Source organism: Chitinophaga barathri (assembly GCF_003807585.1).
In the GTDB taxonomy this organism is placed as follows: Bacteria; Bacteroidota; Bacteroidia; order Chitinophagales; family Chitinophagaceae; genus Chitinophaga; species Chitinophaga barathri.
Window position 1 is genome coordinate 552,384 of sequence record NZ_RMBX01000003.1, and the last position, 22,224, is coordinate 574,607.

The 22,224-nt window shown below is 52.4% G+C and carries 17 protein-coding genes; 11 read left to right on the top strand and 6 right to left on the bottom strand.

From position 1 onward, the window contains the following. Positions 1-261: 261 nt before the first annotated feature. From EG028_RS08030 to EG028_RS08040, 3 genes are all read left to right on the top strand, one after another. Entirely contained in the window at positions 262-3,387 is a 3,126-nt protein-coding gene (locus EG028_RS08030; RefSeq protein ID WP_120515079.1) for a ligand-binding sensor domain-containing protein, read from the top strand. Positions 3,388-3,396: 9 nt separating this feature from the next. After that, positions 3,397-4,155 carry a response regulator transcription factor gene (locus tag EG028_RS08035; RefSeq protein WP_120515080.1) on the top strand — a complete coding sequence of 253 codons (759 nt, stop codon included), beginning with the start codon at positions 3,397-3,399 and terminating at the stop codon, positions 4,153-4,155. Positions 4,156-4,720: 565 nt separating this feature from the next. Further along, positions 4,721-5,359, top strand: a complete 639-nt coding sequence (locus EG028_RS08040; RefSeq protein WP_120515081.1) for a response regulator — start codon at positions 4,721-4,723, stop codon at positions 5,357-5,359. On the opposite strand, the gene EG028_RS08045 is transcribed toward EG028_RS08040, so the two are convergent. Then, positions 5,352-8,396, bottom strand: coding sequence for a sensor histidine kinase (locus tag EG028_RS08045; RefSeq protein WP_120515082.1), 3,045 nt, complete (start codon positions 8,394-8,396; stop codon positions 5,352-5,354). The genes EG028_RS08040 and EG028_RS08045 overlap by 8 nt on opposite strands. A gap of 330 nt (positions 8,397-8,726) precedes the next feature. Between EG028_RS08045 and EG028_RS08050 the strand changes: the two genes are divergently transcribed. The 3 genes from EG028_RS08050 to EG028_RS08060 all read left to right on the top strand — a co-directional run bounded on the left by EG028_RS08050 (position 8,727) and on the right by EG028_RS08060 (position 13,270). Further along, a complete protein-coding gene (locus EG028_RS08050) occupies positions 8,727-9,122 on the top strand; it encodes a hypothetical protein (protein ID WP_120515084.1) in 396 nt (131 codons plus the stop codon). A 12-nt stretch (positions 9,123-9,134) separates the two neighbouring features. Continuing rightward, positions 9,135-11,747, top strand: a complete 2,613-nt coding sequence (locus EG028_RS08055; RefSeq protein WP_120515085.1) for a DUF4132 domain-containing protein — start codon at positions 9,135-9,137, stop codon at positions 11,745-11,747. 128 nt (positions 11,748-11,875) lie between these two features. After that, positions 11,876-13,270, top strand: a complete 1,395-nt coding sequence (locus EG028_RS08060) for a serine hydrolase (protein ID WP_120515086.1) — start codon at positions 11,876-11,878, stop codon at positions 13,268-13,270. 24 nt (positions 13,271-13,294) lie between these two features. Here EG028_RS08060 and EG028_RS08065 read toward each other — a convergent pair whose 3' ends face one another. Beyond that, positions 13,295-14,428 carry a serine hydrolase domain-containing protein gene (locus tag EG028_RS08065; protein ID WP_162946257.1) on the bottom strand — a complete coding sequence of 378 codons (1,134 nt, stop codon included), beginning with the start codon at positions 14,426-14,428 and terminating at the stop codon, positions 13,295-13,297. A gap of 140 nt (positions 14,429-14,568) precedes the next feature. Here EG028_RS08065 and EG028_RS08070 point away from each other — a divergent pair, with 140 nt between their 5' ends. The 5 genes from EG028_RS08070 to eutC all read left to right on the top strand — a co-directional run bounded on the left by EG028_RS08070 (position 14,569) and on the right by eutC (position 18,672). Beyond that, on the top strand, positions 14,569-14,904 hold the full coding sequence (locus tag EG028_RS08070) for a zinc-ribbon domain-containing protein (RefSeq protein WP_120515088.1): 336 nt from the start codon (positions 14,569-14,571) through the stop codon (positions 14,902-14,904). A gap of 58 nt (positions 14,905-14,962) precedes the next feature. Next, on the top strand, positions 14,963-15,598 hold the full coding sequence (locus EG028_RS08075) for a hypothetical protein (RefSeq protein ID WP_120515089.1): 636 nt from the start codon (positions 14,963-14,965) through the stop codon (positions 15,596-15,598). Continuing rightward, positions 15,595-16,260 carry a hypothetical protein gene (locus tag EG028_RS08080; RefSeq protein ID WP_120515090.1) on the top strand — a complete coding sequence of 222 codons (666 nt, stop codon included), beginning with the start codon at positions 15,595-15,597 and terminating at the stop codon, positions 16,258-16,260. Before EG028_RS08075 ends, EG028_RS08080 begins: the two co-directional genes overlap by 4 nt. Positions 16,261-16,564: 304 nt before the next feature. After that, positions 16,565-17,938, top strand: a complete 1,374-nt coding sequence (locus EG028_RS08085) for an ethanolamine ammonia-lyase subunit EutB (RefSeq protein WP_120515091.1) — start codon at positions 16,565-16,567, stop codon at positions 17,936-17,938. Then, the gene (gene eutC, locus EG028_RS08090; protein WP_120515092.1) at positions 17,935-18,672 is read left to right on the top strand and encodes an ethanolamine ammonia-lyase subunit EutC; all 738 of its coding nucleotides are present in this window, start codon (positions 17,935-17,937) and stop codon (positions 18,670-18,672) included. Before EG028_RS08085 ends, eutC begins: the two co-directional genes overlap by 4 nt. An 83-nt stretch (positions 18,673-18,755) precedes the next feature. Here the strand turns inward: eutC and EG028_RS08095 are convergent, their stop codons facing one another. The 4 genes from EG028_RS08095 to EG028_RS08110 all read right to left on the bottom strand — a co-directional run bounded on the left by EG028_RS08095 (position 18,756) and on the right by EG028_RS08110 (position 22,168). After that, positions 18,756-19,214 (bottom strand): DUF1569 domain-containing protein, encoded by a 459-nt coding sequence (locus tag EG028_RS08095; protein WP_120515093.1) that lies wholly within the window; start codon positions 19,212-19,214, stop codon positions 18,756-18,758. Between the two features lie 107 nt (positions 19,215-19,321). Then, positions 19,322-19,696 carry a nuclear transport factor 2 family protein gene (locus EG028_RS08100; protein ID WP_120515094.1) on the bottom strand — a complete coding sequence of 125 codons (375 nt, stop codon included), beginning with the start codon at positions 19,694-19,696 and terminating at the stop codon, positions 19,322-19,324. Between the two features lie 108 nt (positions 19,697-19,804). Next, positions 19,805-21,118: a hypothetical protein gene (locus tag EG028_RS08105; protein ID WP_241559055.1), complete on the bottom strand. Its 1,314-nt coding sequence runs from the start codon at positions 21,116-21,118 to the stop codon at positions 19,805-19,807. Positions 21,119-21,172: 54 nt separating this feature from the next. Then, positions 21,173-22,168, bottom strand: coding sequence for a GlxA family transcriptional regulator (locus EG028_RS08110; protein ID WP_120515095.1), 996 nt, complete (start codon positions 22,166-22,168; stop codon positions 21,173-21,175). Between the last annotated feature and the right edge of the window lie 56 nt (positions 22,169-22,224).

Consider the following 22,224-nt stretch of genomic DNA (forward strand, 5'->3'; position numbering starts at 1 on the left):
AATCATTTTGGTCATCAGCCGGAATTACACAATAGAAGCACGTTCCAGCTGATCCTCCGGCTGGGCGGAAGCTGGTTTACCTGCATCTAACATCAGTTTCATTAACGTTATCCAAAGAAAGAGAAATGATTTTATAACCATTCGCCGATTTATTTCATTTTTTCGCAAAAACGTACCAAATTTCAGCGCGCTTATTTATCGCTGTCCGGGAAAGATCAGGTTATTAATATTATATTTGGATCAGCGCACAAACTAACCACGTTGAAAAAAAGAATATTCATACTGCTGCTGATTGCGCTCTCCGCCGGGCATTCCGCCAACGCCCAGAAGTATTATTTCAGGCATTACCAGGTAGAGAACGGCTTGTCTCACAACACAGTGTTCTGTGTGCAGCAGGACCAGCAGGGATTTATATGGATGGGCACCAAAGACGGGCTAAACCGCTTTGACGGGCATGCATTCAAAGTATTCCGCAACATTCCGGGGGACAGTACCAGCCTTGCTTCGAACTTTGTGTATTCGCTGGACGTGGATCCAAACGGGCAGCTGTGGGTAGGCGCCAGCATTGGATTGTACCGTTACCACCCGGTGACGGAAAGTTTTGAAATGATAAAAGGCACCGGCGCTAAAGGCGTCGGTTCTGTGAAATGCGATAAAAAAGGATTGATATGGTTCATGGAGGGGTATTCCCTTTACAGCTACGACCCGATCAAAGATACGCTCATTCATCACCTGGACCCCGCAGGAAGAGAAGATGCGGTAACGGATATTAACATAGACGATGCCGGCAATATATGGCTGGGCTCCTGGAAAGGCACGGTGCGGACATTCAACAGCAGTAAAGCATTCGATATTTTCAGCCATTCGCCCAAAGTGACCTACAAACAGGTGACCGTCATTATGCCCGCATCCGGCGGCAGGCTACTGGTGGGCACTTCCAACCAGGGGCTTAAACTGCTGGACCCGCACAAGGGTACTTATGAAGACCTCATGACCAGGACGAATAATGACGTCGCTATCTATGTACGCCACATCCTGCATCACCAGGGCGATGAATACTGGATAGCCACAGAGTCCGGCATTTACGTGTACAACCTCGCCACGCGCCGGTACATCAACCTGAAAAAAGAATACAACAATCCCTACTCGCTTACGGACAACGCCGTGTACTACCTCCATAAAGACAAAGAAGGCGGCATGTGGGCCGGCACTTTTTTCGGCGGGAGCAATTATTACCCACGGCAATACACCTATTTCCAGAAGTGGTTCCCGGACAACAGCAGTAACACCCTCAGCGGAAACGCCGTGCGCGAGATCTGTGAAGACCGTTTCGGGAATATCTGGGCCGGCACGGAGGATAACGGTATCAATAAAATAGATCCCGCCACGGGCAAGATCACCCAGTATCAGCCCTGCAGGAATGCCAACGGCATCTCCCATACCAATATCCACGGGCTTTATGCGGAGGGAAATAACCTCTGGATTGGCACGCTGGACAATGGCCTGGATAAAATGGACATCCGTAGCGGCCAGGTGGTGAAACATTACGCCGCCGGCCCGGGCTCGTTTTCCAGCAACTTTATCCTCTGGATATACAAAGCCCGGAACGGCTCGCTGTTCCTCGGCACCGGCTCGGAGCTGGCAAAATATGATCATACAAAAGACGCGTTCCTCAAAACAGACCTGATGCCGAACAGCAACCAGCGCAGCATTGCGGAATCGGAGGACGGCACCATCTGGGCGGCCACGGCGGACAACGGGCTGTACTGGTTCAATGAAGCCACCGGGCAGAAAGGGAACTACCGTCATAATCCCGGCGATACCTGCAGTCTCAGCGCCAATTCGCTGAACACCGTGTTTATAGACAGCCGCCAGCAGATATGGACCGGCTCCGAAGGTTTCGGGCTGAACAGGCTGACACCCGCCACCGGCTGTTTTAAAAGATATACCACCCAACAGGGCCTGCCCAGCGATTATATCTTCAAGGTGCTGGAAGATGACCGGGGCAACATGTGGGTGACCACCTCCCGGGGCCTTGCCTGCCTGAACCCGAATACGGGCGCCATACAGGTGTTTACCAGCATCAACGGGCTGCTGAACGACCAGTTCAACTACAACTCCGGTTACAAGGACAAAAACGGCAGGATGTACCTCGGCAGCGTAAAAGGCATGATCAGTTTTAACCCGGACCAGTTCCTGCCGGACACTTTCGTGGCACCGGTATACATTACCGGTTTTAATGTCAAGAACAAAGCCACGGCAAGGGAAGACAAACGCGCGCTTTTTTTCACCAAAAAGATCGTGCTGCCGTATGACCAGTCGTCCTTCAGCATAGACTTCGCAGCGCTGAGCTTTACCGCGCCCGATATGATCTCCTACGCCTATATGATGGAAGGACTGGACAAAGAGTGGACCTATCTCAAAACCAACCGCATCGTATATTTCACGGATCTGAAACCCGGGCGTTACACCTTCAGGGTGAGCACTACGGACAACAACGGAAAGCTGGGCGACCATCCCGCGTGGCTGGAAATTGAGATCAGGCCGCCTTACTGGGCCACTTCCTGGGCGTATGTTTTATACGCTGTCATCGTGGCGAGCGCCGCTTATTATTTTATCCGGCGGTATCATATCCGGCAGACGCTCAAACACAAACGCAAACTGGAAGAGCTGCAACTGAAAAAAGAAAAAGAACTGTACCAGGCAAAAGTAGACTTCCTCACGAACGTGGCCCACGAGATCAATACGCCGCTTACGCTCATCAAAGGGCCGCTGGAGCAGGTGATAGAAAACCCTGAGCGGCTGCAGGCGAACCGCAATCACCTGCAGATCATGGAACGGAATACGAACCGGCTGGTACAGCTCACGAACCAACTGCTGGATTTCCGGCAGACGGAGGCCACCGGTTTCAGGCTCGATTTTAAACGGTTGAATATCTCCTCCATTCTCCAGGACACCTTTGACAACTTCAGGCTGCCCGCCGCGCAAAAGAAGCTCGATTTCAGGCTGAAAATGACCACAGAAGACATCTATGCGTATGCGGACGAAGAAGGTATCAACAAAATATTCAGCAACCTGTTCAGCAATGCCATCAAGTATGCCGACAAAAATGTAAAAATAACGTTGCGGGAAAACGGGAAGGACATCATCCTTGAAGTAACCAACGACGGCCCGTTGATACCGGAAGAAATGCGGGAGAAAATATTTGCGCCATTTGTGCGCCTGAAAGAGAACGAAAAACAAAAAGGCACAGGAATAGGGCTGAGTATATGCCGCAGCCTGACCGTGCTGCACAAAGGCGAGCTGTATGCGGCACAGTCCGAAGACGGCCTGAATACCTTTGTGCTCACCCTGCCTGTTGGCCAGGCAATATCAACCGAAATATAAACCACCGTTATGCAACCTGTTATTCTGCTTGTTGACGACAACGAAGAGATCCTCGATTTTGTCAGCTCGATCCTTGAAAGCGAGTATACCATCCTCCGTTCGGAAAACGGCGAGGAAGCCATCCGCCTGCTGCACGCGGAAAGCGTGGACCTCGTGATCAGCGATGTGATGATGCCGGAAATAGACGGGCTGGAGCTCTGCAAACGCATTAAGACCACCTTTGAGATCAGCCACATCCCCGTGATACTGCTCACGGCCAAAAACACGCTGCGCTCCAAGATAGAAGGACTGGAAACAGGCGCGGACGCCTATATCGAAAAACCTTTTTCCCCCGCCCATCTCAAAGTGCAGATCGCCAACCTGCTGAGCAACCGCATCAAGGTAAGGCAATACTTTGCCAGCACACCGCAGGCCGCCATCAATACCATGGCGCATACGGGCGAAGACAAGGCATTCCTCAACAGCATCTACGACTTCATTCTCCAGGAGATAGAAAATACGGAACTGGACGTGGATCACCTTTCACGTTTTGCGAACATGAGCAGGATCAGCCTGTACAGGAAGATCAAGGCGATATCCGATCTTACGCCCCATGAGCTGATCAATATCACCCGGTTAAAAAAAGCGGCGGAGCTGCTGGAAGAAAAAAACTATAAGATCTACGAAGTGGCGATGATGGTGGGATACAAATCGCAGACCCATTTCGGGAAAAATTTCACCAAACAGTTTGGCGTAAGTCCGAGCCAGTATGCAATGCAGAAGAAGTAAAGACCACCCGCCAGTTCCGGTACCGGAATAGCGCACGTTATAAAGGGATAAACAGGTCCTTTCCGCTAATATTTCTACCGGTTGTAATCTTGGTAGCAGGTGTATTCGGTTGCGGAGGAGCCGGAATTTAACGCCAGTGGCTATTCCAGTACGGTTCCGGGTATGCGCATTCCTACCGGCGCAATATCGTCAGATGCACTCGTTGGTTCAAATATTTTACAGGAAATCAGTTGCCTGTGCACTGAAAACAGCTTAAATGCCTTAAAAGTGAATGTAATCGGGCATTCCCGGGGAATGGATACAATTCTTCATAGGTGGTTACGGTTTGTTTTACGTTTGTTTAGGTTATTGATAGAATATGGGTATGCTCATCAAAAAAACGGGTGTACCTGGTAGTACAATTCTCGTGGCCCTAAATTAGCGGAAACACACTATTCCCCGTATAGAGCGAATTCGCAAGGTTTGTAGTATTAATACTACATTGGCAAAAACCGTCCCGGGGAGTGGTGCGGGGCATGTAAAAATGATTACTTTTACGCTGTCTAAGTCTATTTGAACCGCTCCTATGAAAACTGTACTCATTGCGGACGACCACTCTATCGTGAGATTAGGCGTTTCGCATATTATATCCACTCTCTCCACACCCACTGTCGTCGAAGAAGCGTCCACTTTCGACGAGGTGATTGTTTACCTTGAAACGAAACCTTTCGACCTGCTGATACTGGACATCAACATTCCGGGGGGTAACAACCTCCAGATGATCGATGCCGTAAAGCTGCGCCAGCCGCAGATCAGGATACTGATGTTCAGCGGCTACGATGAGCAGTTGTTTGCCATCAATTACATGCAGGCCGGGGCGGATGGTTACCTGGTAAAATATTCCCCTGAAGAAGAGATCAGATCGGCGATCAGCACGGTGCTCAATCAACAGAAATACATGAGTGCCGGCACGAAGGAGCAGCTGCTGAACATGCTCAACTCCCAGCGCGAACCGGTACAGAACCCGCTCTCCATCCTGTCCAGCCGCGAAGTGGAGGTGATGTACCTTCTCACGAAAGGTATTCCCGTTGCGCGCATTGCGGACATGCTGAACCTGCAGGTCACTACCGTGAGCACCTACAAAACCCGCATCTTTGAAAAGCTGCAGATCAGCAATATTGTTGAGTTGCTGGAAAAAGTAAAAATGTACAGTACGGCTAACTGAGCAGGTGCAGCACAACGCTCACCCGGGTGCCGCCGCCTTCGTTCGGCTGCATTTTCAGCCGCCCGTTGATCAGCTGCAGCAGCTCTATCACGATCAGCAGGCCCAGCCCCCTGTGTTCCTCCGGCCAGTGGCTGTCCCCTGCCAGGTATCTCCCCGGCGAATGCATATTGACCCGCTCCAGGAGCTGCGGATGAATACCGATGCCCGTATCGGTCACACGGATGATCACCATATCCCCTATCCGTTCTGTTTCAAGCGTAATGGTGCCCGCAGGTGTATATTTCACCGCATTGTCCAGGAGGTTGTGCACCACCACGCCCAATAGCTGCCTGTTCACCAGGGCCGGCCCGGTCCCGTTCGTATGATGAATGATCCCGACGTTCCGCATCTGTGCGATCGGCCTGAATATACCCGCTTTCTCTTCCAGCAGCTGGTCCAGGTTCAGCATCTCAGACGAGGAACCGTTTACCGAAAACTGCATCTTCATGTACTGGATCAGGTTTTCGATGAGGTGGTACATGCGGTAATGCGTTTCGTAGAGTGCGTCGTGCTGTTTGTCTTTCCCGCGCATGGCGCCGGTCATGAGCAGCAGGAATTTCATGGGGGTCTTGATGTCGTGCGTAATGGCCGCAATGAGGCGCTGCTGCATGAGCGCCTGCTGATGCAGCTGTCTTTCGGAAGATTGCAGGAACTCCAGCGTTTCTTCCAGCCTGCGCGTTCTCTCGGATACATGCATTTCCAGCATCCGGTTTTTGTACTGGCTACGCGCCAGCCTGATGCGCATAAAAACAAACACCAGCAACCCGAGGAAACAGGCCGCCAGTACCCGGAACCAAAGTTTTTCGTACCAGGCTATCTGCACGGTGATAAACACCACTTTGTCAATATAATTCTGCCTGCCAAAACCATTTACTTTCCTGACGCGGAGCCGGTAATTGCCCGAATGCAGGCGTGAGAACGAGATAGAGCGGTCGTTTTCCACCGGCAGCCAGATATCCTCCCCATCGCCTTCCAGCGTGTAGAACAGCTGCACATTGTACCGGTCCCCAAAGTAGGGCGTGCTCACCTCCAGGCGGAACTGCTGGTAGTTGTTCGGCAGCACAACGGTGTCTGTGAGCGCCAGCCTCCGGGTGTCCATTTCCATATTATCTATGAACAGCCCTTTGTCCGGCAGTTCCGCTTTGATACCGGAAGGCGGGAACATCACCAGCCCGTCCAGCGAAGGCAGGGACAGGTTGCCGTTCGGCAGCTTCAGCGCGCATGGCTGGCAGCCCCCGTTGAATTCATTGGTATTAAAACCCTTGTTTTTGCCGTAGTACAGGTAAAAGACGTAGGAAGATTCCCCATGGGCATATGCCAGCAGGTCTTTCCGCGCTACCTGGAAAAGCCCTTTGTTTGTCGTGATCCAGAAATAACCATTGTCATCCTGTGTTATACAATGGGCCGTATTGAGGTATTGCAGCCTGTCCAGCGGCATCTGGTAGGTCATTCCGTTCTCCAGCAGAAAAAAGCCTTTGTCGTAAGTGGTCACCCATAGTTCTTTCCGGGACAGGGAATAGACGCTGCGTACATTATAACCGCTGAGGCCGGCAATGGTATCTACTTTAGCGTTGCTGAGCTTTACCTTGAACAGTCCCCTGCCCGAGCCCACCCACAACACGCCGGGATGTTCGTATGAAAAATAGGTGATATCCTGCACAGCTGAAGTGAACAACAGCGGTACGGGATCAGGCCGGTCCGTGTCCACATAATACAGCCCGGCGTGTTTGAACCCGATCCAGAGGCGGCCGTCTTGCCCGGCGTAGATCCGGTTGATCTCATCGTGCAACTCCCGCACCCATAACAGTTCAGTGAAATCCTTATTGTATTTTAGCAGGTGGCTGTTGGATTTATGCCAGTGATTGCCCTGCTGGTCCGTTTGCATGCTGTAGGCATCTCCAACGTGCTGCTGCCGCAGCAGGGGAATTTCATAGGTTTTACCAGTTTCGTCAAACAAAAAGCCCTGCGGCGTGATCACGCCATTGGTGCCATACACATTTTGCGAATAATACACTTCGTTGCTGCCCAGGCCTGCCCGCCGCGGCCTGAACTGTTTTTTTGTGATCACGAACAGTCCTTTGGTGAAGCTGCCAAGGAAAAGCCGGTGATGCTGCTCGTCCTGGTATACGGAAATAATATCCTGCCGGTGAAACTCAAAATCCTGCAATACCAGCTGGGTATACAGCATGCCGCCTTCCCCTTCCGTAAGGCGGTAGAGGCTGCCGTTCAGGTAGATGAACAGCTGATCCGCCACATAGTTCCAGTAAAGCTCCATCTTGTTTTTATCCGTGTTGTAAGCGGGGTTTTCAGTAATATCCCCGCAAAGGTTTACGGGATGGCCGCCAAGATTATCCAGCATGAGGAATTTCCCTTCAGCGTCGAGGAAATACAGGTGACGGCGGATAGTGAAGAAGTTCCAGGGATTGTTGTGCGCAAAAGGATGGCTGAACAATTTGCGGTCCTTATCCATGTATGAATAGGAATTGCGGGAGATCAGGTAATAAGAACGCGCGCCCGTGGGAATAAGATAATGATCCACCCGCATTACGGATTTAAAACCGTTGGGCAGGCCCACTACGGGGTAAATTCCGGTGGTATCATTGTACACGAAATATTCGTAATCACGGGTAACAGGGAGGTGATTGTGCCAGAATGTGGCCCTGCCGTTGCTGATGCGGATGACCTCCTTTTCAGAGGTGCGGGCGAACAACATTTTTCTTCCGGCATCGGGATAGATGTAGGTCATGCGGCTGGTGCGCAGCGGGAGGTCGTTGCCATTGAAGTTCCTGAACTTCTGCCCGTCAAAGCGTACGAGGCCGTTTTCCGTGGCAAGCCACAGGAAACCGTCGTTATCAGGCGCTATACTTTTTACGCTGTTTTGAGGCAAACCATTCTCATCCGTAAAATTTTCTACGGTGTAAGGCAGTGTGTCTATATCAGCAGCCTGGACGCTGAATGCACGACTAATTAAACCCAATAGTAAAACAAACGATCTCATGGCCGTTTTAAAGAATCCGGTTGGCGTACTATATAAGTGCGTTATTAAAGATATGGACGCTTTAAGCAGCGGGGTTCCGACGTTTCATATACAAAAAAACATAGCTATATAGGAATGGATTTATCCGCTCCATCCGGCGAAAGAAATCTGACAGGCAAATATAAAAATGAATTATTCGGAATCCTAAGCGAAAGTTTGTTTTTTTTGAAATATAACACGGGCGGCAACGGGAACGTGATGTATGGTAAATCTTTCAAAATGAGGCCCATACAAGGGAAGGTGAGAATGAAAAATGCCGGATTTGTCTTATATTTAAGGTAAATTATACCTATGCCCGTAACCCTAACAATGACAGACGAGAGCGCCGGCGGGAAGGTGCTCCGTGAGCTGGAAATATCCTTTGCCAGCGAGCTTACGACAATCTCAGATATCATCACCACCCGCGTTCGTGCTGAAGTGGAAGCCTATAACAATAAGATGCCGGAGTATTTCAACGGCCTCATACAACCCGGCGATGCAGAACGCACCATCAACGGATTTAAGATAAAAGCCCACAAAAAGGTGGATGCCAGCCAGCAATGCGCGACCGCACTCGACGCCTATACGAAAAATGGCTTCTTCGTGCTGGTGGACAATATCCAGTCCACCTCGCTGGATCAGATGGTCCTGATCAATGAAAACACCCGCATCAGCTTTATCAAACTCACGCCGCTGGTAGGCGGATAAAACCTATGCCTTATGGGGATCTTCGATTTTCTGAAGAATAAAAACTCCGGCAACAAACCAGCGGCCGGCAATGACGCGCCGCCTGAAAAAAGCCAGCCACCGGGCGATACGCGCTCTTTTTATCTTGCCATCGGCGAGGCGGCCCACCAGGAAATGCTGCACGAAAGAGCCATCAATTCCATCTCCCCTTTTACCGATAAAAAGGTATTTAAAGAACGTATACAACCGCTGACGGATAAAGAAAAGGTGGCATTAATCGTAACCGCCACGCAGGAACTGCACGCCCTGATGACCGATCACACGAAATTTAACACCTCGAAGGGCAACCAGATGTATCACCTCTGGACCTTTATTATCGAGGCAACGATCAAAGAGAAGATGAACCTGGACGATGAGGATATCCATACCCTCGTGACCGTATTCAGCAGTTACCAATGCACGCACCATGACAACAATCATATCAGCCACTGGCCCATCATGCAGCTGATATCACAACTCGATAAGATCAAACCCGAAGGACCGGTATCGGATACATTGAGGAGCGCGCTCAGTACGCTGAAAGAAAAACTGGAAGCCCCGGCGGCGTATCACCTGCGAAAAGATCAGACCAAACAACTGGCCAAGCTCGGCCCGGTATACGCCCGGCTCATGCAGACTGATGGTGGACCGGTGCCTGTTTATTTCCGGGGCAACGATATATTCAGCGACTATGCCAATCAATATCTCCGTGGACTGAGCGGCGCAGAAGCCGGCCACTGGGCCAGGCTGATGATCCATACACAGAAAGCCAGCGGCAGCAAACCTTCCAATAAATTCCTGACCGAAGGCGGTGCGCTGATCAGGGCCCTGGGCGAAGATGCCTTTCATGAAAAGATCAATGATTGGCTGGTATTCCTGGCCGCTATGAAAGATTCGGAAGAAGATAACGGGTATGGATATACGTGCACTACTTATCTCCATTCCGGCATCTTCGATCACGTCAGGGGATTTGTGTGGATCTGCTCTTATTATTCAGACAAAACCACTTTATTTAATATCGCCGCCCTGGCGGAACGTGCTTTCCGGAAAATACCGCAGACCGGCCCCGCCGCGCCCGCCCTCGGCAACGCCTGCCTGTTTGCGCTCGCCAATTCCGAAGGCATGGGCGGCATCGGGCATCTTTCCAGGCTGAAGCTGCGCATCCGGCAAAATAACACACAGGGCATCATCGAAAAGTACCTGGTGGAAGCGGCCATCGCGCAAGGTGTTTCCACGCACGACATAGAAGATATGGCGGTGGAGGATCATGGTTTTGAAGACGGGAAAATAACCTTCAGCTTCGACAGCGCCAGCGCCGTATTACAATTGACCGGCACAGGCAAAACAGCACTGAACTGGTTCAAAGCGGATGGTACGCCACAGAAGTCCGTACCCGCGCAGGTGAAAGAACAACATGCCGAAACACTAAAGACCATCAAAGAAATCATCAAACAGTCGGAGGCCACGCTCAGCGCCCAGCGGGACAGAATGGACAGGTTTTTCCGGATTGACCGCAGTATTCCCTGGCCGCATTTCAAAACGTATTATTTTAATCATCCCCTGCTCGGATACATTGCCCGCAAACTCATCTGGACAGTGGAGCATGAAGGCATACAACATCATGTCATTTATCATAACGACACCTGGCTGGATCAGGAAGGCCATGCAGTGGCGCTTACACCGGGAGAACAGACGCATTTTACGCTCTGGCATCCCGTACATCACAGCGCGGCGGTCATCCGGCAATGGCGGGACTTCCTCATGCAGGAGCAGATCGTACAGCCGGTAAAACAGGCTTTCCGGGAAATATACCTGCTCACGGACGCCGAAGTGAACACACTCAGCTATAGCAACCGGATGGCCGCGCACATCCTGCGCCAGCATCAGTTCAACTCGCTAGCCAAACTCCGTGGCTGGAAATATGCCCTGCGCGGCTCTTTTGACGGCGGGTCTGAAGAAGTGGCCACCCTCCTTCTGCCCGATTTTAACCTGCGCGCGGAATACTGGATACACGCAGTGCAGGACCAGGAACACATCCTGCCCTCCGGCATGTACGAATACATTGCCACGGACCAGCTGCGGTTCATCAATACCTTCACCAGGGAGACCGTCAGCCTGCCGGAGGTGCCCGCTGTTGCACTCTCGGAAGTCATGCGCGACGCCGATCTTTTTGTGGGCGTGGCCAGCGTGGGCAATGACCCCAACTGGACGGACAGCGGCGGCATCCCGCGATACCGCGATTACTGGTATACCTATTCCTTCGGAGAGCTTACAGAAGTGGCCAAAACCCGCCGTTATATACTCGAAAACCTGGTGCCCCGGCTGAAGATCGCGCCGGTGACCACCTTACAGGATAAGTTCCTTGTCGTAAAAGGAAAATTACGCACCTACAAGATTCACCTGGGCAGCACGAACATCCTCATGGAGCCGAACGACCAGTACCTGTGCATCGTGGCGGTCCGGTCCGCCAAAGAGCCCGGCGGCAGCTTTTTCCTCCCGTTCGAAGGCGATGCGGGGCTTTCTCTTATCCTCAGCAAAGCGATACTGCTGGCGGAAGACGACAAAATAAAGGATGTGACAATTACGCGGCAGATCAACCGTTTATAAAGACGGAGAATAGCACAAGACAAATAGAAGAATGTTTCCCCGGTTGAAATGAAACTTTAGAACAAGGGCCGCGTCCTTATAAAGTAACCCGTCCGTGCGGGGCGGCTTCTCTGTTCAAACAACCTTTTATGATGAAAACACCCTTATCCGTCATCTGCCTGCTGCTTTCGGCCTTTTGCCTCCGCGCGCAAAACCCCGCCGTTGCAAAGCTGGAAAAAGACATTCCCGTGCTAATGAAAGACGCCATGATCCCCGGCCTGACCGCCGCGCTCATTGAGAACGGCCAGCTGGTATGGACGCACAGCTACGGTGTAAGTAATTCCGCCACTGGCAAACCCGTCACGCCCGCCACCGTTTTTGAAGCGGCTTCCCTCAGCAAGGTTGTGGCCGCCTACGGCGTGTTAAAGCTGGTAGACGATGGCCGGCTGGACCTGGACCTGCCGCTCACGAAATATCTCGGCAATAATTATGAGGTAGAAGACGAAAGGATACAACTCATCACGGCCCGCATGGTGCTGAGCCATTCCGGCGGCTTCCCGAACTGGCGGCCGGAAGGCGGCAAGCTCACCATCCTGTTCAAACCGGGCGAAAGGTTTCAGTATTCAGGCGAAGGGTTTGTGATGCTTTCCAAAGTGGCGGAACTGATCACCGGCACGGAGTTTAACGCCTATATCAACAAAACTGTGTTTGAGCCGCTGGGCATGACCAGCAGCAGCTACAACTGGGAAACTCCTTTTGATTCATTGCTGGTATACCGGCACGACTGGCTGGGCGCGCCGTCCCGCCGCTGGGAAGGCCATGGCGTAAACGCCGCCGCCAGCCTGCGCACCACTATCGGGGATTATTCAAAATTCCTGATCGCCCTGCTGGAGGGCAAAGGCCTGAAACCAGCCACCCTCAAGGTTATGCTCAGCCCGCAGATAGGCGTGGACGAGAAGTCGCCACAGGTGGCCTGGGGCCTCGGCGTGGGATTGGAAAGTACTCCTGGTGGGAAATATGCCTGGCATTGGGGCGACCAGGGAGACAGCAAATGTTATTTCACGGCGGACCTGGTGAAGAAAAACGCCATCCTCTATTTTACCAATAGCCGCAACGGCCTTACCATCGCCACCGAAATGCTGAACGACGGCCTCGGCGGCGAACACCCTGCTGTGGCATGGCTGGGTTATGACCGCTACGATCCGGACGCCCCCGCCCTGTACGCGGATATCCTGCAACGCGGGGCGGCCGCGGCCTTACAGGCCCATCATGAGAAAGGCAAAAAATTCACAGAAGCCAAACTGAACACCATCGGCTACCAGTTGCTGCGGCAGAAACGGGTGGACGATGCCATTGCCGTGCTGGAGCAGAACGCCGCGGACTTTCCGCAATCCGGCAATGTATGGGACAGCCTCGCCGAAGCCTGGATGGAAAAAGGCAATAACTCCCTCGCGATAGAATATTACCAAAAGTCCCTCACGCTGGACCCGAAGAACGATAATGCCGTGGTGCAATTAAAGAAATTGCAGGGACAGGGAAAATAAGGACAGCCCTTTCCGGCATACCGCTTATTCCAGGAAATGATCCAGGAAGGCTTTCGCAAATGCCGAAGCCTGCACCTTTCTATTCAGGTTTTTATGAAAGGGGCTGAAGAACCCAAAAGGACCACCCAGCGGCTGAACGATGTGATAAAACGGCCGGCTGACGTCCTGCGAATTGGCAAGAATGATAAAAGTGATGTCTTTTTCCGGCACTTTCAGGAACAGGGCGGAGTATCCCATCCACCAGCCGGTGTGCCAGATCATTTTCAGGCCTTTGTAACTGGTCACGAACCAGCCCAGGCCATATTGGATCTTTTTCCCTCTTTTGTTGACAAAAGGCGTCCATACCTGCTCCCAGGTTCCCGGTTGCAGGAAACGTTTTTCATCTATGGCGGCTGAATAAAGGGCAAGGTCCGCCACGGTGCTCATCAACCCTGCCGCCGGGCCGAAGCCGTATTTGAAGGTGACGGTATCCAGCCGTTTTTTCTTTTTGTTCCAGTCATAAGGCCGGGCCGTCCATGAAAGATATTTTTCTTTGTCCAGGCCGCTGAGACTAAAATCCAGGCTATCGTCCGTACTGGGTGCGGTGCGCGTCATTCCCAGCGGGCGCACGATGGTATCCATCAGCAGCTCCCCGAAACCGCGGCCGGACGATTTTTCGATCGCTTTGTCCAGCTGGTGGTACCAGCCCCCATTGTACCTGAATTTGTAGCCGGGTTTATAACTGTTCCACATGTTGCCCATGGCCGTATGGGTCATGAGATGTTTCAGTTTGATGCGCGGGTCGCTGCCCCAGCGGGCGCCGAGGTTGATGCCATATTTACTGATCGGATCGTCCAGGCTGAGCTTCCCGGCTTCTACCTGTTGCATGAGGAGGATGGAACCAAAGGTTTTGGTAACGGAGGCCACCTGGTACACGGTGTTTTCATCGGGCACGATCTTGTTGGCTACGTCCGCATACCCGAATCCTTTTTTCCAGGTCAGCGTTTTCCCGTGCATGACGCCTACTGAAAGACCGGGGATGTGATATTTTTCCCGGAGGGATGTTATTTTCTTTTCAAAAGAGCTAAGATTGGCGCTGCCCCATCTTTGATCCTGCGCCCGGAGGCCGGCGGTGAAACAAATAAAAAGCATTAGAATGGCGTAAGGTTTGTGCAACATGCTGTCGTTTCTTTGTTTAGGCAAATATGTAAAAAGGCGCTCCGGCAGCCTATTCAATTCCGGAATTGAGTGCTGCTTAGTAAGGAATTGAGAGGTTTTCGGTTTATTTCCATACTTTGGCATCCAAACCTATTTACCCTATGAGCCTTGTAATTTTCGGAACCTCGCAGACACCTGTCCATACAGAATATCTGCATACAGACTGTCCTGTTTGTAATTCAAGCCAGCACGCAGAAGTGATGGTGTATTCCGAATACGTTCATGTTTATTATATACCCTTTTTCCCGGTGGGCAAAGACGCCTTTACTGTTTGCAGTCAATGCGGGTTTAAAAAAACAACCCCACTCACCCGCGGGTTCTGCTCCGCCCATTCGCTGGATTACCGGAAGTACCGTCACCCAATGCGTACATTCTCCGGTCTCTTGACCATTGGCGGCCTCATTGGCCTGACCATTCTCGTTTACCAGCTGGACTAATAAAATATTAGTATTATTTGCACTATATTTGAGGCGTCTTTCTGTAAACCGTACAGTTATGAAATACGCCCTATGCCTTTTTCCCGCTTTTCTGTATGCCATTACGGCATCTGCCCAAACTGCTGAATATGAGCTTTATAAACGATCCGCGGATTCCTGCGGGCAGTCGGTGATGCTTTACCGGGACGGGACTTTTTATACCACCGGCGGCTGCAAAGGCGCCGGGGAAAGTTCGGTAGGGCAATGGCGGCAGGTACAGGACACGGTATTTTTCCGGTCCGGGAACCCGGAAAATGTAAAAGTGATACAGTCGCTAACGGCGTTCACCACACCCGGCGACTCGCTCAGCGTGGTGATACTCGCCAGCTGCGGCAAAAATATCTCCCAGAGCACTGCGCTTTCCTGGGAACTGCCGGACGGCGGCCGCGACCCGATGCTTATTTCACCGGAAGGGAAAATACTGATCACGAACCCGCCTTCGGAAGGGCGTTTATTGCTCAGCGTGATGGGCCAGGACATCCGGCTGCCCAGCGATGTGGCCAATAACTTCGTGATCAGGCTGAACATTCCCGCCGAATGGGCATCCGCCCGTGAGTGGTGCCGGATGAGCCGGTTTTGTCTTCTCAGAAAAGAAGGCAGGCTCGAAATGCCCGGTATAATCTCCGCTGTGTATGACCAACACACACATCAATGATCAAAAAAATGATCTTCCTCAGCTGCCTGCTGGCGGCTTTTTTACATGGGGGCGCACAGGAACGCCCTTACCAGACCTACAGCTATTCGTCCATATCGGGTCTTTGCGGGCATACTATCACCCTTCACAAAAACGGGACATACGTTTATATGTCCGGATGTGAAGCAAACCAATATTACAACTGCGGAACCTGGACCACAAAAAGAGACACCATACATTTTCAACCGGCGGACAACAAAACGATCCCGGTCGTACAACAGGTTACCGCCACCCGTGTACCCGGAGACAGTATTTATCTCACCGTCCTGAACAAAAACGACGCGAATGTGACCCAATGGATCTCCGCCGCCCAGTGGCTGCCCCGCATCGGCGTCATTTATCGGTTAAATGAATATGATACCGCCCCGGTTAAAAGCGATATCAGGAAAGAAGGCAGTTTCATTACGCTGATTACGCTGAACCGCATGTTCGCCAGGAGCTTCGATTACCCCGCCGATACCGCCAATCACTTCGTGATAAAACTGCACCTTTCCGAAGACCAGATTGTCACCAGGGGCCGCTGGGACAATATTCCGGCATTCTCCCTGATCAAACACCGGGATAGCCTGAAGGAAGTCATTCCGCATCCGCTCGCCATCAAATATGTACTTGAAAAAAAGTGATCCGCTTGAATTTTACAATCATCCCTTTGATTTATTATAACACCGCCATTTCCCTCCTTCCTATTTTTGTACCATCGGCCACCTCTTCCCGGGATTTAACCCGGTACCCATGTCCAGGCTGGTAAATGCCTACCTGAGAAGCGTGGAAGGCGTCATTACCGGCGAAGTGCTGCGGGTGCATGAATAGAAAACATTAAAAACCAGACACTTATCCTTATCTTTTTTGCGGGGCTGATTGTAACCCGGATAACGTATCTTATCGTACAAAAACAAAAGATCCGGCAGCTTTCCTGAAACGCAATATATGTCCTGGCGCCATACCATACATCACCGCAGCTATCATTTCAGTGACCTGAAAACGTTACTGGCCAAAGCATCGCCGCACCGGTCGGGAGACGCATTGGCGGGGCTTTCCGCCGATACTTACGAAGAACGCGTGGCCGCTCAGATGACGCTGGCCGACCTTCCGCTCAAAACATTCCTGCAACAGGCCGTGATCCCTTACGAACAGGATGAGATCACCCGCCTGATCATGGACACACACGATGCCACGGCCTTCGCTCCCATCGCTTCCCTCACCGTGGGCGGGCTGCGCGACTGGCTGCTCAGCGATCTTGCGGACACCGCCACGCTGCGGCAAACCGCCGCGGGCATCACCCCCGAAATGGCGGCGGCAGTGAGCAAACTCATGCGCAACCAGGACCTTATCAGCGCCGCCCGCAAGATGGAAGTGGTCACGAAGTTCAGGAACACCATAGGGCTAAAAGGCAGGCTCAGCGTACGATTACAACCCAACCACAATACAGATGATCCGAAAGGCATTGCGGCCTCCATGATAGACGGCCTGCTGTATGGCAGCGGAGACGCGGTGATCGGGATCAACCCCGCCACGGACAGCCCCGAAGCCGTGATCAGCCTGCTTACGCTTATCGACAATTTCAGGCAGCAATACCATGTGCCCACACAGTCCTGCGTACTCTGCCACATCACCACTGCTATGCAGGTGATGCGGAAAGCGCCGGTAGACCTTGTGTTCCAGTCCATCGGCGGCACGGAGAAGACCAACAGGAGTTTCGGCGTAAGCCTTTCATTGCTGGAAGAGGCCTATACCGCCGCGCTGGAACTGAAACGCGGCACCATCGGCAACAACGTAATGTATTTCGAAACAGGCCAGGGCAGCAGTTTATCCGCAAACGCACATGAAGACGTGGACCAGCAGACCTGCGAAAGCAGGGCGTATGCGGTGGCACGCCGTTTTAACCCACTGCTGGTGAACACCGTGGTAGGTTTTATTGGCCCCGAATATTTGTTTGACGGCAAACAGATCATCCGCGCCGCACTGGAAGATCATTTCTGCGGCAAGCTGCTCGGCCTGCCAATGGGCGTGGATGTATGTTACACCAATCACGCGAATGCGGACCAGGATGATATGGACACCCTGCTTACGCTGCTGGGCGTGGCGGGCTGCAACTTTGTGATGGGCGTGCCCGGCGCGGACGATATCATGCTGAACTATCAATCCACTTCTTTTCACGATGCGCTGTATATCAGGCAGGCGCTGGGTTTGCGGCCCGCGCCTGAATTTGAACAGTGGCTGATACAATACGGCTTAATGGATCAAAACGGTAAGGCATTACCCGTACCCTCTTCTCACCTGCTGCTGCAAAATTATCTATGAGCGAAGAACTGTACATCACACCGGACCCCTGGAGCGGGTTGCGCAGGTTTACCGCCGCGCGTATCGCCTTGGGCAGAACCGGCGCCGCCATTCCGCTCCGCGAAGTACTACAGTTCAGGCTGGCGCACGCGCATGCCAGGGATGCCGTATTCTCCGCGCTGGACCTCCGGCTGTTCACACAGCAGCCCTGGGAAATAAATATATTGCACAGCGAAGCCGCGGACCGTACGGATTACCTGCAAAGGCCAGACAAAGGCAGGAAACTGCACCCGGCATCAGCCGCGTCTTTCGCGCCCGCGAACAAGGATGTGGCGATCATTGTGGTGGACGGCCTTTCTGCCACGGCGGCGAACCAGCATGCTATTCCTCTGATTGAAAGACTGATGCCCATGCTGCTGTCCCGGAAGATCAGCTGCGCGCCCATACAGCTGGTACAGCAGGGTCGCGTGGCCATCGGCGATGAGATCGGCGGGCTGCTGCAGGCAAAACTTTCCATCCTCCTCATCGGCGAAAGGCCGGGCCTCAGCTCGCCGGATAGCCTGGGCGTGTATCTTACCTTCAGCCCGCGCCCCGGCATTACAGACGAAGCCCGTAACTGCATTTCCAATATCCGGCCGGAAGGTTTGCCTTACGATATGGCGGCCGCCAAGATATTTTATCTCGTACAGGAGGCGCTGCGGCTGCAACTTACGGGCATCATGCTGAAAGACAACTATACTCCCGCGCTGCCATAAACTGCCACGCTCCCCTTTTTATTAAACACAACAACCGCTCCTTTATGGGAAACGGTTGTATACATGCGATATAACTGCGCCGCCTATACGCCAAACTGTGTAAGATGATGATCGAGGTGTTTGTAAAACATATTGTTCCATTCGGGAATGCTGAGCCTGCCAAATGAAAGGCTTTCCTTGTTATCAAAAGCCTGGCTGCCCAGCAGCTGCGTTTTGTTGATATAATCGATGAGGCGCGTTTTTTCTCTTTCAAAATCCCGCTCGCCCGTGATAAGGAAAGCCGGGGCCGTGCGGTTGTGCTTTTTATAAGGTACTTCGTCGCACACTACTTTTTTCACAAATGTTTTCAGCATAAAGCCCATAAAGAAGCCCGGTTTAGGGTATTTGTCATCATACACCATTTCGTAGGCAACATTTACATGGGCCAGCATCTGCCCCACATTCATTTTACCCCATTGCGCCGCGGTGGCGGGCGTAAGACGGTTGATGCGTTCAATCACCTGGTCTGAAACGCCGCGTGTGAAAATGTCCGGTAATGCCATGTTTGGTAGGTTAGGTTTTAAAATACAGGTTTTAGCGGCATAAAAATAAAACATTCCCGCACACAAACGCATAACCCTTCCTCCACCAGCGATACCACAGGATAATTTCAATCCGGTTTTGCGGGCGTAAGCATCGTCAGCACGCATACCCATCTGCCGTTTTCCTTCCGGCATACATTGGTGGACCATTCCAGGAAACTGAACGGCATGCCCTGCCAGGTGCCCGCGCTGGTGCCTTTGCTGGTGATCACGGCGGAGTCTCCGTATATCTTTACCCTGAAAGAGCCTGAATCCATACGGGTATGCACCAGGTCGCCGGAGCCTACCCATTGCAGGTAGGCGGATTTGGGCATGATGCCGCCTTCCGTGCCTACGATCACCCAGTCTTCGGATACAAACTTTTCAAACTCCGCGGTGATGTTCGTGAGGATGGCTTCATCCCAGTCATGCTCAAAATCAATGAGTGTTTGTTGTTCTTCCATGATCTGTTTTTTTGATGCAAGCTACGGGCGTCATCAAACATAAACTTGGAAAAAACCGACATTTATCCGCCGTTGCCGGTATGGTTACAAACCTGCAATGAAGCGTATTTAAAGACGCGGGGGCGTATTCCAGATGGCTTTTACCGTTTCTTCCACATTAATGCCCATCGGGCAGGCGGGGGATTTTGTATTGCCGCGGTTACGGATCATGGGCTTGCCTCTTCCCAGGGATACGATGCGGCAGATGGGCATTTGCAGGAAACCGTTTTTGTCTGTTTTGGCGAGCCAGTCGCGGGCGTACCACAACCATTTGTTACGATACTCCTCAGGCTGAAGATAAAACCAGCTGATCTCGTCGTATCCCCAGATAAAATGCGAAGTAGTGTCCGCCACGCCGGGGTTGCGGCTCACACCGAAGTTGTCGAACTCCACGAGGTAAGGCAGCGATTCGCAGGCCCAGCCGCTGGGCGTAATGCCGCCCTCGCTCCTTTTGAAAAGCGCATCCAGGTAACCGACCTGCAACACGCCCTGCTGTGGTTTATCCACGACTTCTTTGATGCGCAGCGGGAATGAATTAAAGTCCAGCAGGCTTTTGCCATTTGCCACCATGCCGCCGGAAGGCGTATGCGCATCCAGCAGTACCCAGTGGCGGCGGGTATGATCTTTTGCGTAAGCTCTTACTTTGGCCAGGAATTGCGACCAGTGGCGATAGTCTTTGTCTTCCATACCGATGAGCGCGATCTGCCCCATGTGCAGGGCTTCGCAGCCAAGGTTCATATACGAGCCGGACAGGAACATCAGCCAGAGCTGCGCTTCCGTGCGGGTGATATCCGGCACGCTGCGGCCTTTGCCCCAATGGTCCACGAGTTTGCCTTTGAGGTTCAGCATGCTGTCGTAACGGAAGTAACGTTGCTCCACCGGCAGGCCCAATGCTTTGAAGGTCCATTCCGGAATCGGCACACTGTCCGCCATCCGCCCTACGGCCTCGAATACGGCCGCCTGGAAGATCACTTCCGGGTCTTTTTTATGTACCTCGTCAATGAGTTTGCGTGCCTGGCGCCAAAAGTCCGGATTGTTCAGCGTGCTTTCCTTTCCCCAGCGGTAAATAGCCCTGCCGATGAACTTCGCGCCGATGTTGCGGATCATCCGCAGGTCATCTGCTTTGTAGGGATATGTTCCATCGTTCACATAAGGGTCCTCCGCGAGAAATTCCGCCATGGTCACAGAGCGGCTGAGGTAATACTCCAGCGTTTCCCGGGAAATGCCTTTTTCATCAAAGTACCCGATGGCAGTTTTTTTCTGGGACACGGCAGGCGGCGGTGGGGCCGGTGCGGCGGGGGATTGGCCAATGGCCGGGGAAAAGGTAATGAACAGGATGCACAGCAGGGCGCACATACGCAAACAAGCAAAGGATAGTTGCATAGACGTGGTTTTCAGTATTGATATGGTTCAAGATACGGAGAAGAACGGGCACTGTCAATAGAGGCTGTTCACGGCTGCGTCTTTGTTGTATTTATTGCGGTATTCCTGCGGCGTGAGCCCGGTGATCCTGCGGAAAAGGTCCCTGAACGCTTTGACGTCCGCATACCCTGTTTCGTACATCACTTCATTCACGGTTTTACGGCCGGTTTCAAGCGATTTTTTAGCCATTTCCACCCTTACCCTTTGCTGGTATTCAACGGGGGTATTGCCGGTGGCTTTGATAAAGCGCCTGTCGAAGTTGCGGCGGCTTACGGAGAGGCTGACGGCCAGCTCGTCCATGTTCACTTTTTCGTCCAGGTGGTTTTCGAGGTAGGCCTGTGCCCGCAGGATCACATCGTCCGAATGGTCTTTCTGGCCGTTGAAGATCGTGAAAGGGCTCTGGCTGCTGCGGTCGATGTCCACCTGGAACACTTTGGCGCAAACGATCGCCGTGGGCCTGTCGTAGTATTTTTCCACCAGGTACAGCATGAGGTTGAGGAAAGAATATGCGCCGCCGTTTGTATAAATACCCTGCTCGTCCGTGATCAGCCGGTCCGTTTGCAGGTTCACGCCGGGGAACATTTCGGTGAACTTCTTCGCGGCGTTCCAATGAGTGGAGCAGCATCTCCCCTCCAGCAGTCCCGTGGCCGCCAGCAGGAATGCGCCGGTGCATATGCTGGCCACTTCCGCCCCGTTTTTGTATTGTTCCCGCACCCAGTTCACTACTTCCCTGTTCCGCTCCACTATCGCCTCCAGGCCTTCGTGCGCCTGCGCGGGGATGATCAATAAGTCCGTCTGCTTAACGTCGCTGATATAGGTATGCGGATTGATGGAGAACAGGCCGCCGTAAAGGTCTGTAGATGCAGAAACACCCGCCACCTGCACACGGAACACCGGCTCTTTTCCCAGGCTTTTGTAATGCGCGTTGGCCTTAAGAAAGAACTTATACGGGCCAACCACGCTGCTCAGGTTGTTCTGCCCCTCCGGGATAACGATGGTGAGTGTTTTCATGATCGATCTGTTTGCCCAAAAGTAAAACTAAAAAATGGCCAGATCGGCCCCTTACA

Excerpts from the sequence above, each read along its gene's own strand:
- EG028_RS08035 (WP_120515080.1), top strand. The coding sequence starts at position 3,397 with ATGCAACCTGTTATTCTGCTTGTTGACGACAACGAAGAGATCCTCGAT.
- EG028_RS08040 (WP_120515081.1), top strand. The coding sequence starts at position 4,721 with ATGAAAACTGTACTCATTGCGGACGACCACTCTATCGTGAGATTAGGC.
- EG028_RS08045 (WP_120515082.1), bottom strand. The coding sequence starts at position 8,396 with ATGAGATCGTTTGTTTTACTATTGGGTTTAATTAGTCGTGCATTCAGC.
- EG028_RS08050 (WP_120515084.1), top strand. The coding sequence starts at position 8,727 with ATGCCCGTAACCCTAACAATGACAGACGAGAGCGCCGGCGGGAAGGTG.
- EG028_RS08055 (WP_120515085.1), top strand. The coding sequence starts at position 9,135 with ATGGGGATCTTCGATTTTCTGAAGAATAAAAACTCCGGCAACAAACCA.
- EG028_RS08060 (WP_120515086.1), top strand. The coding sequence starts at position 11,876 with ATGATGAAAACACCCTTATCCGTCATCTGCCTGCTGCTTTCGGCCTTT.
- EG028_RS08065 (WP_162946257.1), bottom strand. The coding sequence starts at position 14,428 with ATGTTGCACAAACCTTACGCCATTCTAATGCTTTTTATTTGTTTCACC.
- EG028_RS08070 (WP_120515088.1), top strand. The coding sequence starts at position 14,569 with ATGAGCCTTGTAATTTTCGGAACCTCGCAGACACCTGTCCATACAGAA.
- EG028_RS08075 (WP_120515089.1), top strand. The coding sequence starts at position 14,963 with ATGAAATACGCCCTATGCCTTTTTCCCGCTTTTCTGTATGCCATTACG.
- EG028_RS08080 (WP_120515090.1), top strand. The coding sequence starts at position 15,595 with ATGATCAAAAAAATGATCTTCCTCAGCTGCCTGCTGGCGGCTTTTTTA.
- EG028_RS08085 (WP_120515091.1), top strand. The coding sequence starts at position 16,565 with ATGTCCTGGCGCCATACCATACATCACCGCAGCTATCATTTCAGTGAC.
- eutC (WP_120515092.1), top strand. The coding sequence starts at position 17,935 with ATGAGCGAAGAACTGTACATCACACCGGACCCCTGGAGCGGGTTGCGC.
- EG028_RS08095 (WP_120515093.1), bottom strand. The coding sequence starts at position 19,214 with ATGGCATTACCGGACATTTTCACACGCGGCGTTTCAGACCAGGTGATT.
- EG028_RS08100 (WP_120515094.1), bottom strand. The coding sequence starts at position 19,696 with ATGGAAGAACAACAAACACTCATTGATTTTGAGCATGACTGGGATGAA.
- EG028_RS08105 (WP_241559055.1), bottom strand. The coding sequence starts at position 21,118 with ATGCAACTATCCTTTGCTTGTTTGCGTATGTGCGCCCTGCTGTGCATC.
- EG028_RS08110 (WP_120515095.1), bottom strand. The coding sequence starts at position 22,168 with ATGAAAACACTCACCATCGTTATCCCGGAGGGGCAGAACAACCTGAGC.